This window comes from Aestuariibaculum scopimerae, assembly GCF_059428085.1.
This window is the reverse complement of sequence record NZ_CM182089.1, coordinates 2075926-2092426: the sequence shown is the minus strand read 5'-3', so window position 1 is coordinate 2092426 and position 16501 is coordinate 2075926. Positions and strand designations below refer to the sequence as shown.

The following is a 16501-nucleotide window of genomic DNA, read 5'->3' as shown; positions in this document are numbered from 1 at the left end:
ATGCAAGTACTCGTTTTAAACTCTGGGAGTTCGTCTCTAAAATTTCAGCTGTTTTCCATGCCAGAAGAAACCATACTATGTTCTGGTTTAATTGAGCGTATTGGTTTTAACGATGCCATATTCAAATTCAAGACCCCCAAAGAAACCATTACGTTTACTGCTGAGATTTTAGATCATCGGGCCGGACTGAAATTAGTGTCTGAACACCTTTTAGATGAAACTATTGGCGTTATAGAATCTCCAGAAGACATTGCTGTTGTTGGACATAGAGTTGTACATGGTGGGAGTCATTTTAGCAAGACAACAGAGATCAATGCCCTTGTAAAAGAAAAAATAAAAGCCTTATCGTCTTTAGCACCTTTACATAACCCAGCTAACTTAGAAGGCATTGAAGTTGCTGAAGCTATTTTTGAAAACGCCAAACAAGTTGCTGTTTTTGATACTGCATTTCATCAATCTATTCCCGAATATGCCTATAAATATGCCATACCCAATATGTTTTTAACTGAGCATAACATTCGCGTATATGGTTTTCATGGTACAAGTCATAAATATGTTTCAGAGAAGGCCGAAGCCTATTTGGGTAAAAAGGACTCTAAGATCATTACCATCCATCTAGGTAATGGTTGTAGCATGACCGCTATTAAAGCGGGCAAAAGCATTGATCATTCTCTAGGGTTTTCGCCTATAGGTGGGCTTATTATGGGTACCCGGTCTGGGGATATAGACCATTCTGTAATTTTTCATTTGGCTAACAAATTAGGGTATGATTTAAAGGATATCAATACCTTGCTACAAAAGCAAAGTGGTATGCTAGGGCTAACAGGTTTTAGTGATTTAAGGGATATTCAAACTGAAGCTGCCAAAGGCAACAAAGATTGCCAGCTAGCTTTACAGATGAATGCCTATAGAATAAAAAAATATATAGGCAGCTATGCTGCGATATTAAATGGATTGGATGCCATTGTGTTTACGGCGGGTATTGGCGAAAACTCTCAATTAATCCGGCAAATGGTTTGTGAGGATTTGGATTATTTAGGAATTGTATTAGACAATGGTAAGAACACCAACCTTTCTGAAGGCATTAATGCTATACAAGCAGCTAGTTCTAAAGTGGATATTTTGGTAATACCAACTAATGAAGAATTGGAAATAGCAAAGCAAGCCACACAACTATTCGAAAATTAGTCGGCCCCTATACTGTTCCTCGACATCAATAATAGAAGGTTTGGTAACCGAAATAACATTACCAACCCCCGATATTTTTCCTTTTATGGATTGTTGGGGATTTACAATCATGTCGTTAGAACTTCTGTTCCAAAGCGTAATATTTTGGGCTATGAAATTGCGTCCCTCAAAACGTGAAGTACCAGCCGCAAAGGTGATACTTAAACTATTAGTTGCTCCAGAAATGTAGGCATTGGATAAATTATTAAATACCAAACGGAATGTGTTATTATTAACCTGCAATCTAAAATTTCCATTTGTAAATGTGTCTGGTACATTGAAATCTTCTGATAAGATGGTTAAGGTTGGATACGTTAGCACCCCATCTGAACGAACTTCATACTGGGTAGAGCTTCGTATTTCGGTAATATTAGGTGCCGTTACATATATTTTTGTTACGCCATAATTACGAATGTAGTTGCAGGTGTTATGGTCTGTTAAAATCAATTTGCCGTCGGCAACGATAGCTTCTACATCATTCATTAAATTCTCCCCTGTTTCTATAATGACTTTTTGGGTGTCGCCCTCTTTAATGATGAGTTCGATATCACGATTTACCAATATTTTATCAAAACTGGAAACAGTAACTTCTTGCCTAACAATAGCACCTGCTTTTTGAAAACAGTCGTTGGCATTTTCACTATCGCAAGTAAATAGCACTATACCAATAAGAATGTATATAACATTTTTTAAGTGGTTAACCCTTTCGTGTATGTAAACCATCTTTATCATAATCGAACACCTATTCCAAATTCAACAGCCTCTGCTTTTGCACCATGTGCTTTTAATGTTAGAGCCCCAAACCATTTTTTACCAAAATAACGTTTTAAGCCGACCCTAAAATAAGTTCTCCCTTCAAAATCAAACGGGTAATATACATAATAGCCCAATTGGGTAATGATGGATGATTTATTAATGAACAGTTCATGACCTGCAAATACCCCTACCCGTTTATAATCTTCATCACCAGATACGTTTTCTTCTGGATAAGAAACACTTTTGTAATAGATAAGTTCCTTTAAAAAGTTTGAGAAGAACACATCAGTCCCTAATTGCAGGGCACTTTTTACATTAATGCGTTTGTCTGCATAGGCCGAAACAATATAAAACGGAAACTGTCCGCTGCCCACCACATCACTTTCATTAACACCTGTTCTAAAAGCAAAGTTATATTTAATGGGCTCTGTAAATTTTTCTTTGGGGTGCTTTAAGGTGGTAATGTATTGTGGTATAGCATCATCACCCAAACTATAGGTCAATCCTACATTAAACGCTATGGAATTAACACTGGTATTGGGCGCTTTAACATTGGCATTGGAATAATGAATAAATGACAGCCCTGCCTGAACCCCCAATCTTTTTTCTATAAATCGTTCTCTTTTAAAGTTAAGCATCATGTAGGTACTACTTAAAAGATGGGTTCCAAAAGCAATGTTTCTATAATTATCTTCTTTATCATACGGATTCGTATTATAAGCCAATCCCTGACCAATACGAAACATAAGGTGGCGTTTTAAAAAGTAAAAATTATAATGGGCGTAAACAGAGAAGTTATTACCCAACACCTCATTTTTTAGGTCTTGGTAAATAAACGACACACCATAATCGGGGTAGTTAAAACGTTGTTCCCAATCGTTAAAACCATACGTTTTTTTATTCCAGCTAACAATAATGCCTTCGGGGTGTCCTTTAATTAAATGCAGGATATCATTATTGTGCAGTGCAATGTTACCTTTAAAATAATTAACGTCTATATAAGATGTATGTTGCTTTTCTTGGGAAAAACCAAATACCGAAACGATTAAAAAGGTGTAGGTTACAAATTGCCTCATTACCATATTTGCTTGTTAGGCAAATGTAAGGGAATATAATTAAAACAATTGGGATGCAATCGCTTTAATGTTATCACTTTTACCCATAGAGTAATAATGCAGTACCGGTACACCAGCAGCTTTTAATTCTCTGGATTGCTGAATAGCAAACTCAATACCCACTTGCCTAACGGCTTTATTATCTTTACAAGCCTCTACAGCATCGATAAGATCTTGGGGTAAATCTATTTTAAACACTTGAGGTAACAGTTGTAAATGACGCTTTACGGCAATGGGTTTAATTCCTGGTATAATGGGAACATCAATACCTATGGCTCTAGCCTTATCCACAAACTCAAAATATTTACTATTATCAAAAAACATTTGCGTTACAACATAATCTGCCCCAGCATCAACCTTTTCTTTTAACCGTTTTAAATCGGTTACCAGTGATGGGGCCTCCATATGTTTTTCGGGGTAGCCTGCTACGCCAATACAAAAATCAGAATTATGCTCAACCTCAATATTGTCATGCAAATACCTTCCTTTATTTAAATTTACTATTTGCGTTACCAATTCGCTGGCAAAGGCATTACCACCTTTAACAGGTTTAAAATAGGGTTCATCTTTCATGGAATCTCCACGTAACGCCATAACGTTATCCAATCCTAGATAGTGACAATCTACCAACACATATTCGGTTTCTTCTTTAGTAAAGCCTCCACATAGTAAATGTGGAATGGCATCAACTTTATATTTATGCATAATCGAAGCGCAAATACCAACTGTTCCAGGTCTCATACGCGTAATACGCTTATCTAAAAGCCCGTTGCCCTTATCAATATAAACATATTCTTCTCTTGAGGTTGTTACATCTATAAAAGGCGGATTGAACTCCATTAATGGATCGATATTATTATACAAATCTTGAATGTTCTTCCCCTTTTGTGGTGGAATTACCTCAAAAGAAAATAAAGTCTTTCCTTGGGCTTTTTTAATATGGTCTGTTACTTTCATAATCTTTATACGTTATGCATCGGCTATATTTGGATGCAACCACTTTCTAGCTTTCTTTTTTGTAATACCTTTACGTTCTGCAAAATCGGTTACTTGATCGTCTGTAATTTTACCCAAACCAAAATATTTAGCTTCGGGGTTTGCAAAATAATATCCTGAAACAGCTGATGCAGGCCACATGGCCAGACTTTCGGTTAAGGTTACACCAATTAACTTTTCAACATCGAGTAATTCCCAAATAGTCTCCTTTTCTAAATGATCGGGACATGCGGGATAACCTGGTGCTGGACGAATGCCTTTATAGCTTTCCTTGATTAAATCTTCATTGCTCAAGTCTTCATTTGCAGCATACCCCCAATGTTTAGTACGAATCTGTTTATGCAAGTACTCAGCAAAAGCCTCAGCAAACCGGTCGGCAATGGCTTGTGCCATGATGGCATTATAGTCATCATCTTTAGCTTTATAGCTATCGGACAATTCTTGTGCACCAAAAATGGCAACACAAAAAGTACCTATATAATCCGTAAGTCCTGTTTCCTTAGGTGCAATAAAATCTGCCAAAGCTATATTAGGAACTCCCGGCCTTTTGCTCAATTGCTGGCGAAGCGTTCTAAACACTGCTATTTCTTTACCTTTTTTCTGCACTGAAATATCATCATCATGAATAGTATTGGCTTCAAACAAACCAAATACGGCCTTGGGCTTTAAAAGTTGTTTTGCCACAATGTCCTTGAGCATATTATTGGCATCTTCAAATAACTGTGTAGCCTGTTCTCCTACTACTTCATCATTTAGAATATTGGGGTACTTGCCATGCAAATCCCAACTTCTAAAAAAGGGACTCCAGTCAATATAAGGTATAAGGTCTTTTAAGCTAAGTTGTTTTAAAACCTGAACACCCAACTCTCTAGGCTTGACTATATCTATTGTATTCCAATTAATTTGATATTTTCTTTTTCGAGCTTCTTCTAAGGAAATGTATGACTTCTCTTTGCCTCGTTTTAAAAACTTGGTTCTAAACTCATCATAATCTTTCTTCATGGCAGCCACATATTCTTTTGAGGTTCTCTTGTTTAACAAGTCTCCCACCACGGTCACTGCCCTAGAGGCATCATTTACATGTATCACAGCATTTTTGTACTGTGTATCAATCTTAACAGCTGTGTGAGCTTTAGATGTAGTGGCGCCACCTATAAGCAATGGAATATCGAAATTTTCACGTTGCATTTCTTTAGCCAGATACACCATTTCATCTAACGATGGGGTTATTAATCCTGATAAACCAATGGCATCTACCTTTTCCTTAATGGCTGTTTCTATGATTTTTTCAGGTGGTACCATAACCCCTAAATCGACAATCTCATAATTGTTACAGGCCAATACCACACTCACGATATTTTTTCCAATATCGTGCACATCACCTTTTACAGTAGCCATCAATATTTTACCAACAGGCTCAGCATCATCAGATTTCTCTGCTTCTATGAATGGGTTTAGGTAGCCGACTGCTTTTTTCATAACACGTGCCGATTTTACCACCTGTGGCAAGAACATTTTCCCTGCTCCAAATAAATCGCCAACCACGTTCATACCAATCATAAGGTGCCCTTCTATGACCTCAATTGGTTTTTCGGCTTCCAATCTGGCTGCTTCCACATCTTCAATAATAAAGGCATCAATACCTTTTACCAAAGCATGTGTAATTCTATCTTGCAAAGTACCTTCTCGCCATGATAAGTCCACAGTTTTTCCCACTTTTGAGCCCTTCACTGTTTCGGCTAACTCCAATAGGCGCTCGGTAGCATCATCACGTCTATCCAAAATAACGTCTTCCACATGTTCCAACAAATCTTTTGGAATATCATCATACACTTCCAACATGGCTGGATTTACAATACCCATGTTCATACCTGCCTGAATGGCATAATATAGGAATACAGAATGCATAGCTTCTCTAACAGTATCGTTCCCTCTAAATGAAAAGGACACATTACTCACCCCACCACTTACACTTACATTAGGCAGATTATTACGCACCCAACGCGTAGCTTCAATAAAATCAATCGCGTTTTTACGATGCTCTTCCATACCAGTAGCTACTGGAAATACATTTAAATCAAAAATAATATCTTCAGAAGGAAACCCAACTTTGTCTACTAATACACGGTACGAACGCTCGGCTATTTCAATACGCCTTTTGTAATTATCGGCCTGTCCTACCTCATCAAATGCCATAACGATAACGGCAGCTCCATAACGCTTAATCTGTTTGGCCTCCCAAATAAATTTGTCCTCACCTTCTTTTAAGGAAATAGAATTAACCACGCATTTACCTTGTACCACTTGAAGGCCTGCTTCTATAATTTCCCATTTTGAACTGTCTATCATAATAGGCACTCTGGAAATATCGGGCTCAGCAGCAATTAGGTTTAAAAAGCGTACCATGGATTCTTTACCATCAATCAGGCCATCATCCATGTTAATATCTATAATTTGGGCACCGCCATCTACTTGATGTCTGGCAATATCAAGTGCTTCATCAAATCTTTCTTCTTTTATAAGTCTTAGAAACTTTCTTGATCCCGCAACATTAGTACGTTCACCAACATTAATAAAGTTGCTGTTTTCGTTTAGGACCAGTGGTTCCAGTCCCGAAAGTTTCATATATTTTGTTTGTTTAATTTTCATGCTTCCTTTAGTGAGCTCCTTCAACTTCGCCTAGGGTGACAGCTGTTCTAGGTTCATATTTAGCAGCAATATCTGCGATGACTTTAATGTGATCTGGAGTCGTTCCACAACAGCCACCAATGATATTTATTAAATTCTTTTTTAAATAGGCTTCTATTTGCTCTCCCATTTCTTCCGGGGTTTCATCGTATTCCCCAAAAGCATTTGGTAACCCGGCATTAGGATGTGCTGAAATGGCAAAATCTGTTTTATTAGCAATCGCTTCTAAGTGCGGCTGCAATAAATTAGCTCCTAAAGCACAGTTAAAACCTATGGATAACAATGGAATGTGCGACACCGAAATTAAAAAGGCTTCGGCAGTTTGCCCAGATAAGGTACGACCACTAGCATCTGTAATGGTACCACTTAGCATAATAGGGATATCTATTTGCCGTTCTTCCTTCACTTCTTCTATGGCAAACAACGCTGCTTTGGCATTTAAAGTATCAAAAACGGTTTCTACCAATAACAAATCAACTCCTCCATCAACCAATGCCTCCACTTGCTGCTTATAGGCCACACGAAGCTCATCAAATGTTACGGCACGATAACCAGGGTCGTTAACATCGGGTGACATACTTGCTGTACGATTAGTTGGCCCTATAGATCCTGCTACAAAGCGGGGTTTGTGGGGTTCTTTGGTTGTAAATTCATCCGCTACTTCTTTGGCTATTTTTGCCGACTGATAGTTTAGCTCGTAAACCAAATCTTCCATTTGGTAATCAGCCATAGCAATAGTGGTTCCTGAAAACGTATTGGTTTCCACAATGTCTGCACCTGCCTCAAAGTACTTAGCATGTATAGTTTTAATCGCTTCGGGTTGGGTAATGGACAATAAATCGTTGTTGCCCTGCAACGGTATTGGATACGCTTTAAAACGTTCACCCCTAAAGTCCTCCTCAGTGAATTTATAACGCTGCAGCATGGTACCCATAGCACCGTCGAGCACTAAAATACGTTTCTTTAAAGCTGTTTGAATTGTTGACATTTTGATATTTATATCTATATGTCATCAAGAAAAGTAAATAAAACTTTTCGTTATCTTTCTAATACTGAATACAGATTAGTAGAACGTAGCACCTTCTTTACAAGATAAAGGGTTGCCAAGGCTTCAACGGGTCTATTCCCTCTACCTTTCTTGATAACATTATTAATACGTTTATGAACTAGTGCGCAAAAATACTACTTATATTTTTTTTATTAGCACTAAATTGAAAAAAATCCTTGATTTATTCGAATAGAGTTGATGACAAGTAACGATCACCTCGATCACAAATAATTGCCACAATAACGCCCCTATCTATAGTCTCTGCTACTTTCAAAGCACTATATACAGCCCCTCCACTACTCATACCCGCAAAAACACCTGCTTCTTTAGCCAATCTTTGTGTTGTGTTTTTAGCATCTTGTTCACTGAGCTCTATAACTTGATCGACCCTTGACCTATCAAAAAACTTAGGCACATAATCTGGCGACCATTTTCTAATACCCGGTATTTTAGCTCCATCTTCTGGTTGTGCCCCTACAATGGTAATGGCTTTATTTTTCTCTTTTAAATAAGTTGACACGCCCATAACGGTTCCTGTGGTTCCCATAGCAGATACAAAATGGGTTATTTGCCCCGCTGTATCCTTCCAAATTTCGGGCCCTGTGGTTTTATAATGTGCTTTCCAATTATCGTCATTCTCAAATTGATTTAACAGCACATACCCCTTTTCATCCCGCAATTGAAATGCTAGATCTCTAGAACCTTCTATGCCTGTTTCTGCTGGTGTTAGAATAACCTCGGCACCATAAGCACGCATTGTTTTAACACGTTCTTCTGTAGAATTCTCGGGCATGATAAGCACCATATTTAAACCAAATAAATTAGCTATAAGCGCCAATGCAATACCAGTATTGCCACTGGTTGCTTCTACAAGATATCCTCCCTTTTCTATATCACCTCTTTTAAGTGCCTCATTAATCATATTAAAAGCAGGCCTATCTTTCACACTTCCTCCAGGGTTATTCCCTTCTAATTTTAAATACAGTTTTACACCCTCTTTTGATATGAGATGACTTGCTTCTACAAGCGGTGTATTTCCTATTTGATCTAAAATACCTTTAACGGATGCCATTCTTTTTGGGTCTTATTTTTATTTCAGTTTGATAGGTTACCAAAGAATTTTCTGGAACTGAATGGGTAATCCAAACATTGGCCCCTATAATACTATTAGCTCCAATAACAATATCACCACCCAATATGGTTGCATTGGCATATATAGTAACGTTTTCATCTATGGTAGGGTGCCTTTTAGTTTGGGCAAAGTCCTTACTTACCTGAATGCCCCCTAAAGTAACCCCTTGATAAATTTTAACGTTATTCTTTATTATGGATGTTTCGCCAATTACGATACCCGTGCCGTGGTCTATATAAAAAGACTCTCCTATGGTAGCGCCAGGATGTATGTCAATACCCGTAATACCATGAATATACTCACTCATCATTCTGGGTAAAATAGGTACGTCTAATTTAAGAAGCGCATGGCTCAATCTATAAATGGCAATGGCATGAAAACCGGGATATGCTAAATAAATTTCTTCTAAGCTATAAGAGGCAGGGTCGTTATTCTCAAAAGCGACAGCATCTAAATCCAATTTTCTTCTAACATCAGGTAAACTCCCTTTAAAATCTTTCCAAATAGCCTCTCCATTTTTAACGGAAATCTTAGAAAGAATTTTAAGGAATGTAGATTCTAAATAGGCGCCATGCACTACCATTTGTTCCTCATCAAACAAGGCATAGAACAATCTTTTAGTAAAGGTTTTAACGGTGTCTTTTAAACAAACATTGTAACTTTTCATCAGCTATTTTTCGCAATAATTCTGCGTAATTTACACAAATAAATTTTACTTGATTGATTGTACGACTGCTTTTGGAGCTTCTTTACGTGTACCATCAAAACCATCAATACCACTAACGGTTGTATATTTTAAAACATACTTTTTACCTGGGTTTATAATTCTATAGGCTGCTTGGCACATTAATGTTGCTTCATGAAAACCACAAAGAATCAGTTTTAACTTTTCTGGATAGGTATTTACATCACCTATAGCAAAAATTCCAGGTATATTAGTTTGATAGTTTAATGTATTATCAACCTTTATAGCATTCTTCTCTATTTCCAATCCCCAATTTCCAATAGGCCCTAATTTAGGCGACAACCCAAATAAAGGAATAAAATGGTCTGTTTCTAAGCGGCTTTCTTCACCATCTTTGGTTACTGTAACGGCCTCAACCTTTCCTTTTCCATGTAGTGCAGTAACTTCGGCCGGTGTTATTAGGTTTATTTTTCCTAAAAGTTTCAACTCCCCAACTTTCTCTACAGAATCTAAAGCGCCCCTAAATTCATTTCTTCTATGAATTAAAGTCACTTCTGATGCTACATCGGCAAGAAAGATACTCCAATCTAAAGCCGAATCTCCACCACCAGAAATCACTACTTTTTTATTTCTATAAATTTCAGGATCTTTTATAAAATACTCTACCCCTTTATCTTCATAATCAACTATACCATCTATAGCAGGTTTTCTAGGCTCAAATGACCCCAAACCTCCAGCTATGGCCACTACAGGCGCCTGGTGTTTAGTTCCTTTATTGGTTGTTACAATAAATGATCCGTCATCTTGCTTTTCGATAGTTTCAGCACGTTCACCTAATGTAAAACCTGGTTCAAATTGTTTGCCTTGCTCTAATAGGTTTTTAGTTAAATCGCCTGCTAAGATTTCAGGGAATCCAGGAATATCATAAATAGGCTTTTTAGGATAAATCTCTGAACATTGGCCTCCGGGTTGTGGTAATGCATCTATTAAGTGGCATTTCAATTTTAACAATCCCGCTTCAAAAACCGTAAATAAACCCGTTGGTCCTGCACCTATTATAAGTATATCTGTTTTAATCATTTTATGACTCTTTTTACTCTTTTTTTTCAATTAATCCTTTGGTAAATTCGTTTAGTGTTTCCACCTTTTGCTCAAAATCACCTTTTATTGTTTTTCTATATTCATTTAAATTTTTAACCAAGTCGTCTACATTTTCTGGAATAACATCTTCGAAAAACTGACGCAACCTCTTGGCTGTTGTTGGTGATTTTCCATTAGTGGAAATCGCCACTTTTACATTTCCTTTGGTAACAATACCTCCCATATATAAATCGCATAACGGTGGGTTGTCTGCTACATTTACCAAAACACTTCGTTGCCTACAGTGTTTATATACTTTTTTATTTACTCTAGGAACATTTGTGGTTGCTATCACTAAATGTTTCCCTTTTAAATACCGTTTACTATAGCGCCTTTTTATCAATGTTACCTGACCTGTTTTGGCCAGTGCTACCGTTTTTTCTCGAAACATTGGTGACACCATGGTAACTTGGGCATCGGGGCTTGATTTTAATATAAACGTTAACTTTTCTTCCGCTACATTTCCTCCACCTACAATTAGCACATTAAGGTTGCTAAGCTTTAAAAAAACAGGATATAAATTATTCCTTTCCATGCGCTTAGCCTTAAACTATATTTTATTTAATTCCCTGTAAATGGATGTTAACTTAACCCGCTCTTTTACAACATCACCAATCACTATAATAGCTGGTGAAGCCAATTGTTTTTCTGCCACAATGGCCTCAATGGTACTTATGGTACCTATACCTACTTGTTCATCATCCCTAGTTCCATTTTGGATGATTGCCACTGGTGCATTTTGTTTGTTTTCCTTAGAAAACACTTTAACAATTTTATCCAACTTATGCATTCCCATAAGTATTACAACAGTTGCCGTAGACTTAGCTGCTAGAGCTACATCTGTAGATAGTTTATGTTGCTTGGTAGTCGCTGTAATAACCCAAAAACTTTCAGAAGCTCCACGCTTGGTTAAGGGAATACCTTGGTACGCTGGCACAGCAATAGCCGATGTAATACCCGGCACCACATAAGTTTCTAAACCAAATGGCCGTACATAATCAATTTCTTCAGCACCTCTCCCAAAAACAAATGGATCGCCTCCTTTTAAGCGCACCACATGTCCTTTGCTTTTGGCTTTGCTAACAATTAGCTCATTTATTTGTTCTTGCTGGAATACATAACAGCCTTTTCGCTTTCCCACAAAAATCAATTCTGCTTCTTTTGAGGCATACTTTAACAAAGCCTCATTTATAAGTGCATCGTATAGAATAACATTGGCAGACTCTATAGCCTTAATAGCTTTAAGCGTTATTAAATCTACATCGCCCGGACCTGCTCCTACAACTGTTAATTTTGGGGTTATTAAACTCATCTTCTAATGTTAAACTGCTCTATTAAGCTTGTTTTCCTCTTCTCTATATGCCTTTACCTTTTCTAAAAACTGGTTGGCACTTTCAATATACTGTGATGCAAATGCCTCGGTTGGTGCAAATTTATTGATTTGATATATTAATTCAGAAAAAGATGTTCCTAAATTGATTTTATCATTTGCTACAAACAATTCATCAAACTGACTGATAATACCTGCATGAGTGTTTGTCTTTTTGTTTTCTGCCAACAATAATGCTTTTGCTGAATTCACTAAGGAGCTATACGCATGGTATATGGCATGTGAATACACTTTGTCACTAAATGATTGTCTGGCATTTTCAATTTTTTCTTCACTCTCTAAAAATAAGGTCGCTATCAAATCAATCACAACACCAGCACATTCGCCTATCCCAATTTCCTTTACGTATTTCTCTTCTTCACCCCAATCAATAAAATCAGCTTGGGTTAAATTGGTAACGTCTTGAAGGTCGTTCAATAAATCATAAAAATAACGATCGCCTGTTTCTTTGTAATAGGCAATAAACGACTTCCCATTGGCATTGGCTTCAAAATCATTCAATATTCTTCTTAAAGCCTCTGGTCCTCTTTTACTAGGTACTTTTACAACCTTATCGGCAAATTGACCATTACCATCTCCTAAATTACCGCCACCTAACAATACTTGCAATGCGGGGGCTATTAATTTATCGGGGGTACGAACTGTCATGCCCTGAAAACCAATATTTGCCATGTTGTGTTGCCCACAAGCATTCATACAACCACTTATCTTAATCACTAGATCGTCATTCTTTAAATATTGTGGGTATTCAGCTTTTAAAACACGCTCTAATTCATCTGCAATACCTGTACTACTTGCAATACCTAAATTACAGGTATCGGTACCAGGGCATGCTGTAATATCCACAGCTTTATTATAGCCTGCTTCTACAAATCCTAATTTCTCCAATTCGGTATAGAAAAACGGCACTAAGTCGGCTTTCACAAATGGAATAACAATATTTTGACGCAACGACAAGCGTATTTCGCCTGCAGCATAATTTTCAACCAAATCGGCCAACAACCTAGCTTTATCAGTATAAAAATCTCCCAATAACACTTTAATACCTATTGCTACATAGCCTGCTTGCTTTTGCGGGATTAAATTGGTCGACTTCCATAAATCAAACGCTTTTTGATCTTTAATTTCTACTTGTGGCGCTTCAACTTGTACTGGTTTTGAAGCTTCATAAGCATCGGCATCAATGGCAACCGATTTAAATTCAATAGCATTTTGCTCAGCTTCCACTAATTCCTTAAACGCTTCTAAACCTATATCTTTTATTAAGAACTTCATACGTGCTTTGGCTCTGCTTTTACGCTCACCATAACGGTCAAAAACCCTTAAAACACCTTCCATAACTGGAATGATCTTATCGGTGGGTAAAAAGCTATATAGCTCGTCTGCATGACGTGGCTGTGACCCTAAGCCACCACCTATCATTACTTTAAAACCACGCACACCATTTTCTATTTTGGCAATAAAGCCTAAATCGTGCATATACGATAATCCGGTATCTTCATCAGAAGCAGAAAAGGACACTTTAAACTTACGGCCCATTTCCTGACAAATAGGATTTCTTAAAAAGAAACGAAATAGTGCATCGGCATAAGGCGATACATCAAAAGGTTCATTTATATCAATCCCCGCTGTTTCACTAGCCGTAACGTTACGCACGGTATTACCACATGCTTCCCTTAACGTAACATCGTCCCGCTCCAATTCAGCCCAAAGTTCTGGGGTTCTATTTAAATCCACATAGTGAATTTGAATATCCTGACGTGTTGTAATATGCAAACGCCCCCGTGAATACTCATCGGATACCTCTGAGATTCTACGCAATTGATTGCTCTTTACTTTTCCATAAGGAAGTTTTATACGAATCATTTGAACACCTTCTTGGCGCTGACCGTAAACCCCACGGGCTAAACGCAAACTTCTGAATTTCTCTTCATCTATCTTTCCATTGTTAAAAAGCTCAATCTTTTTAGCCAATTCAACAATGTCTTTCTCCACTACTGGGTTCTCTATTTCTGTTCTAAAACTCTGCATATTCTTTTTTTATTGAATAAAACCTGCTCCAACGGTATTGTTGGTTTGCGTATCAATTAAAATGAATGAACCATTGGTTCTATGATTCTTAAATTGATCGTAAAAAATAGGTTTGTTTAATTTGAATGTTACCGATGCTATATCGTTTACCGCTAATCCGGTAACATTTTTTTCTATACCAGAATAATCTGGATGTATTTTATGGTTTATTCTATCTACTTTTGCCAAAACCTTATTAATACCATGCTGTACCACATATTTGGTTCCTGGTGTTAATTCTGAGGCATCCATCCAACATACATTTGCTGTAAATTGCTTATCGATGGTTGGCAAATCACCTTCTTTAACAATCATGTCACCACGACTTACATTAATATCATTTTCTAAGGTAATGGTGACGGATGACCGCCTTGAAGCCGTTTCATACTTTTGATCATAAAAATAAATGTCCTTTATTTTTGATCTTGTTTTAGACGGCAATACAATAACATCATCACCTACACTTAAATTCCCTCCATACACTTTACCAGCATAACCTCTAAAGTCATGAAAATCTTCTGTTTTAGGACGTATAACATACTGTACTGGAAAACGAGGTGTTCCCACATTAAAAATATCGGCTTTATCCAATTGCTCTAAATGCTCCAATAAAGCCTCACCTTTATACCAAGGCATGTTTTCAGACCTGTTTACAACATTGTCCCCTTTTAAAGCACTTACTGGAATAAACGTAATTTTTTGGTCTTGATAATCTCGCTTACTCATTAAGGCCTCAAAATCAGCTTTAATTTTATTATAGGTTTCTTCAGAGTAATCAACCAAATCCATTTTATTAATGGCTACAACAACATCTTTAATTCTCAATAGGTTATTGATAAAGAAATGACGATTGGTTTGTTCTATCACCCCTTTTCTGGCATCAATTAAAATAATGGATGCTTGAGACGTTGAAGCCCCTGTAACCATATTTCGGGTATACTCTACATGGCCCGGGGTATCGGCAATGATGTAACTTTTTTTATTTGTTGAGAAATAGATATGGGCCACATCTATAGTGATACCTTGCTCCCTCTCTGCCACCAAGCCATCTGTAGCCAATGAAAAGTCCAGGTAGTCGTAACCACGTTGCTTGCTGGTTTTCTTTATCGCTTCCAATTTATCGGTGGTCAATGATTTTGTATCATAAAGTATGCGCCCTATTAAGGTGCTTTTTCCATCATCTACACTTCCTGCTGTTGCAATTTTTAATACTTCCATGTGTTTATTTCGCTGTTGGCCTCTAGCTTTTGGCTTTTGGCCTGTTCTTTAATTCGTTTTATTCTTTCCTAATGGCTAATTGCCAAAAGCTAAAGGCAAAATTTGCAATGCAAATTTTAAAAATACCCCTGTTGTTTACGCTTTTCCATTGCGGCTTCAGAACGTTTGTCGTCTATACGTGCCCCGCGTTCTGAAATAGTACTGTCCCTAATTTCCTGAACAACCGTTTTAATATCGGCTGCATCAGATAATACGGCCGCAGTACAACTCATATCACCAACGGTTCTAAAACGCACCATACGCTCTACTACTTCTTCGTGCTCATCCCTGTAAACCACATCATCGTCTGCCGACCAGATTAAACCGTCTCTAAGGAACGTTGCTCTGGTATGCGCAAAATAAATAGATGGTATTTCTATGTTTTCTTTTTCTATATAAGACCAAACGTCTAATTCTGTCCAGTTTGAAATAGGGAACACACGTACGTTTTGCCCCAATTCAATCTGCCCATTCAACATATCAAACAACTCCGGACGTTGGTTTTTCTCATCCCATTGCCCAAAATCATCACGCACTGAAAAAATACGTTCTTTGGCCCTTGCTTTCTCTTCATCACGACGGGCACCACCAATACAGGCATCAAACTTAAACTCTTCAATAGCATCTAATAACGTTGTTGTTTGCAATTGATTTCTACTGGCATACCTACCTGTTTCTTCTTTTACCTTACCTTCATCAATAGAATCCTGGACATTTCTAACAATAAGTTCCAATCCTAGTTCTTTAACCAATCGGTCTCTAAATTCAATAGTCTCTGGGAAATTATGCCCCGTATCGATATGCATTAATGGAAATGGCACTTTTGCTGGATAAAAAGCTTTTACGGCCAACCGTACTAATGTTATGGAATCTTTACCCCCAGAAAACAACAATACTGGTTTTTCAAACTGTGCTGCTACTTCTCTTATAATGTATATAGCTTCGTTTTCTAGTGAGTTGATATGTGATGTATCTTTATTCATTTGTTTACTTTATG

Annotated in this window: 14 protein-coding genes and 1 riboswitch; of the genes, 1 reads left to right on the top strand and 13 read right to left on the bottom strand. The window is 37.4% G+C overall.

What is annotated here, in order from left to right:
- Nucleotides 1–1188, top strand: coding sequence for an acetate/propionate family kinase (locus AC5SR4_RS09020; RefSeq protein WP_495355917.1), 1188 nt, complete (start codon nt 1–3; stop codon nt 1186–1188).
- On the opposite strand, the gene AC5SR4_RS09015 is transcribed toward AC5SR4_RS09020, so the two are convergent.
- The 13 genes from AC5SR4_RS09015 to cysD form a co-directional block, all read right to left on the bottom strand.
- Nucleotides 1174–1950, bottom strand: a complete 777-nt coding sequence (locus AC5SR4_RS09015; RefSeq protein WP_495355916.1) for a head GIN domain-containing protein — start codon at nt 1948–1950, stop codon at nt 1174–1176. The genes AC5SR4_RS09020 and AC5SR4_RS09015 overlap by 15 nt on opposite strands.
- Before the next feature lie 5 nt (nt 1951–1955).
- A complete protein-coding gene (locus AC5SR4_RS09010) occupies nt 1956–3059 on the bottom strand; it encodes an acyloxyacyl hydrolase (protein WP_495355915.1) in 1104 nt (367 codons plus the stop codon).
- A gap of 39 nt (nt 3060–3098) precedes the next feature.
- Nucleotides 3099–4055, bottom strand: coding sequence for a methylenetetrahydrofolate reductase [NAD(P)H] (gene metF / locus AC5SR4_RS09005; RefSeq protein ID WP_495355914.1), 957 nt, complete (start codon nt 4053–4055; stop codon nt 3099–3101).
- A 12-nt stretch (nt 4056–4067) separates the two neighbouring features.
- The gene (gene metH, locus AC5SR4_RS09000; RefSeq protein WP_495355913.1) at nt 4068–6743 is read right to left on the bottom strand and encodes a methionine synthase; all 2676 of its coding nucleotides are present in this window, start codon (nt 6741–6743) and stop codon (nt 4068–4070) included.
- Nucleotides 6744–6750: 7 nt separating this feature from the next.
- The gene (locus tag AC5SR4_RS08995; RefSeq protein WP_495355912.1) at nt 6751–7770 is read right to left on the bottom strand and encodes a homocysteine S-methyltransferase family protein; all 1020 of its coding nucleotides are present in this window, start codon (nt 7768–7770) and stop codon (nt 6751–6753) included.
- A 47-nt stretch (nt 7771–7817) separates the two neighbouring features.
- A riboswitch (SAM riboswitch) is annotated at nt 7818–7930 on the bottom strand.
- Nucleotides 7931–8011: 81 nt separating this feature from the next.
- Nucleotides 8012–8902: a cysteine synthase CysM gene (gene cysM / locus AC5SR4_RS08990; RefSeq protein ID WP_495355911.1), complete on the bottom strand. Its 891-nt coding sequence runs from the start codon at nt 8900–8902 to the stop codon at nt 8012–8014.
- On the bottom strand, nt 8889–9629 hold the full coding sequence (gene epsC, locus AC5SR4_RS08985; protein ID WP_495355910.1) for a serine O-acetyltransferase EpsC: 741 nt from the start codon (nt 9627–9629) through the stop codon (nt 8889–8891). Before epsC ends, cysM begins: the two co-directional genes overlap by 14 nt.
- A gap of 45 nt (nt 9630–9674) precedes the next feature.
- The gene (locus tag AC5SR4_RS08980) at nt 9675–10727 is read right to left on the bottom strand and encodes an NAD(P)/FAD-dependent oxidoreductase (protein WP_495355909.1); all 1053 of its coding nucleotides are present in this window, start codon (nt 10725–10727) and stop codon (nt 9675–9677) included.
- A gap of 13 nt (nt 10728–10740) precedes the next feature.
- A complete protein-coding gene (locus tag AC5SR4_RS08975) occupies nt 10741–11322 on the bottom strand; it encodes a precorrin-2 dehydrogenase/sirohydrochlorin ferrochelatase family protein (protein ID WP_495355908.1) in 582 nt (193 codons plus the stop codon).
- Nucleotides 11323–11337: 15 nt separating this feature from the next.
- Nucleotides 11338–12099, bottom strand: a complete 762-nt coding sequence (cobA, locus tag AC5SR4_RS08970) for a uroporphyrinogen-III C-methyltransferase (protein WP_495355907.1) — start codon at nt 12097–12099, stop codon at nt 11338–11340.
- A 9-nt stretch (nt 12100–12108) separates the two neighbouring features.
- Nucleotides 12109–14208 (bottom strand): ferredoxin-like domain-containing protein, encoded by a 2100-nt coding sequence (locus AC5SR4_RS08965; RefSeq protein ID WP_495355906.1) that lies wholly within the window; start codon nt 14206–14208, stop codon nt 12109–12111.
- A gap of 9 nt (nt 14209–14217) precedes the next feature.
- A complete protein-coding gene (locus AC5SR4_RS08960) occupies nt 14218–15465 on the bottom strand; it encodes a sulfate adenylyltransferase subunit 1 (RefSeq protein ID WP_495355905.1) in 1248 nt (415 codons plus the stop codon).
- Between the two features lie 116 nt (nt 15466–15581).
- The gene (gene cysD, locus AC5SR4_RS08955; RefSeq protein WP_495355904.1) at nt 15582–16487 is read right to left on the bottom strand and encodes a sulfate adenylyltransferase subunit CysD; all 906 of its coding nucleotides are present in this window, start codon (nt 16485–16487) and stop codon (nt 15582–15584) included.
- Nucleotides 16488–16501 lie beyond the last annotated feature (14 nt).

Excerpts from the sequence above, each read along its gene's own strand:
- AC5SR4_RS09020 (WP_495355917.1), top strand. The coding sequence starts at position 1 with ATGCAAGTACTCGTTTTAAACTCTGGGAGTTCGTCTCTAAAATTTCAG.
- AC5SR4_RS09015 (WP_495355916.1), bottom strand. The coding sequence starts at position 1,950 with ATGGTTTACATACACGAAAGGGTTAACCACTTAAAAAATGTTATATAC.
- AC5SR4_RS09010 (WP_495355915.1), bottom strand. The coding sequence starts at position 3,059 with ATGAGGCAATTTGTAACCTACACCTTTTTAATCGTTTCGGTATTTGGT.
- metF (WP_495355914.1), bottom strand. The coding sequence starts at position 4,055 with ATGAAAGTAACAGACCATATTAAAAAAGCCCAAGGAAAGACTTTATTT.
- metH (WP_495355913.1), bottom strand. The coding sequence starts at position 6,743 with ATGAAAATTAAACAAACAAAATATATGAAACTTTCGGGACTGGAACCA.
- AC5SR4_RS08995 (WP_495355912.1), bottom strand. The coding sequence starts at position 7,770 with ATGTCAACAATTCAAACAGCTTTAAAGAAACGTATTTTAGTGCTCGAC.
- cysM (WP_495355911.1), bottom strand. The coding sequence starts at position 8,902 with ATGGCATCCGTTAAAGGTATTTTAGATCAAATAGGAAATACACCGCTT.
- epsC (WP_495355910.1), bottom strand. The coding sequence starts at position 9,629 with ATGAAAAGTTACAATGTTTGTTTAAAAGACACCGTTAAAACCTTTACT.
- AC5SR4_RS08980 (WP_495355909.1), bottom strand. The coding sequence starts at position 10,727 with ATGATTAAAACAGATATACTTATAATAGGTGCAGGACCAACGGGTTTA.
- AC5SR4_RS08975 (WP_495355908.1), bottom strand. The coding sequence starts at position 11,322 with ATGGAAAGGAATAATTTATATCCTGTTTTTTTAAAGCTTAGCAACCTT.
- cobA (WP_495355907.1), bottom strand. The coding sequence starts at position 12,099 with ATGAGTTTAATAACCCCAAAATTAACAGTTGTAGGAGCAGGTCCGGGC.
- AC5SR4_RS08965 (WP_495355906.1), bottom strand. The coding sequence starts at position 14,208 with ATGCAGAGTTTTAGAACAGAAATAGAGAACCCAGTAGTGGAGAAAGAC.
- AC5SR4_RS08960 (WP_495355905.1), bottom strand. The coding sequence starts at position 15,465 with ATGGAAGTATTAAAAATTGCAACAGCAGGAAGTGTAGATGATGGAAAA.
- cysD (WP_495355904.1), bottom strand. The coding sequence starts at position 16,487 with ATGAATAAAGATACATCACATATCAACTCACTAGAAAACGAAGCTATA.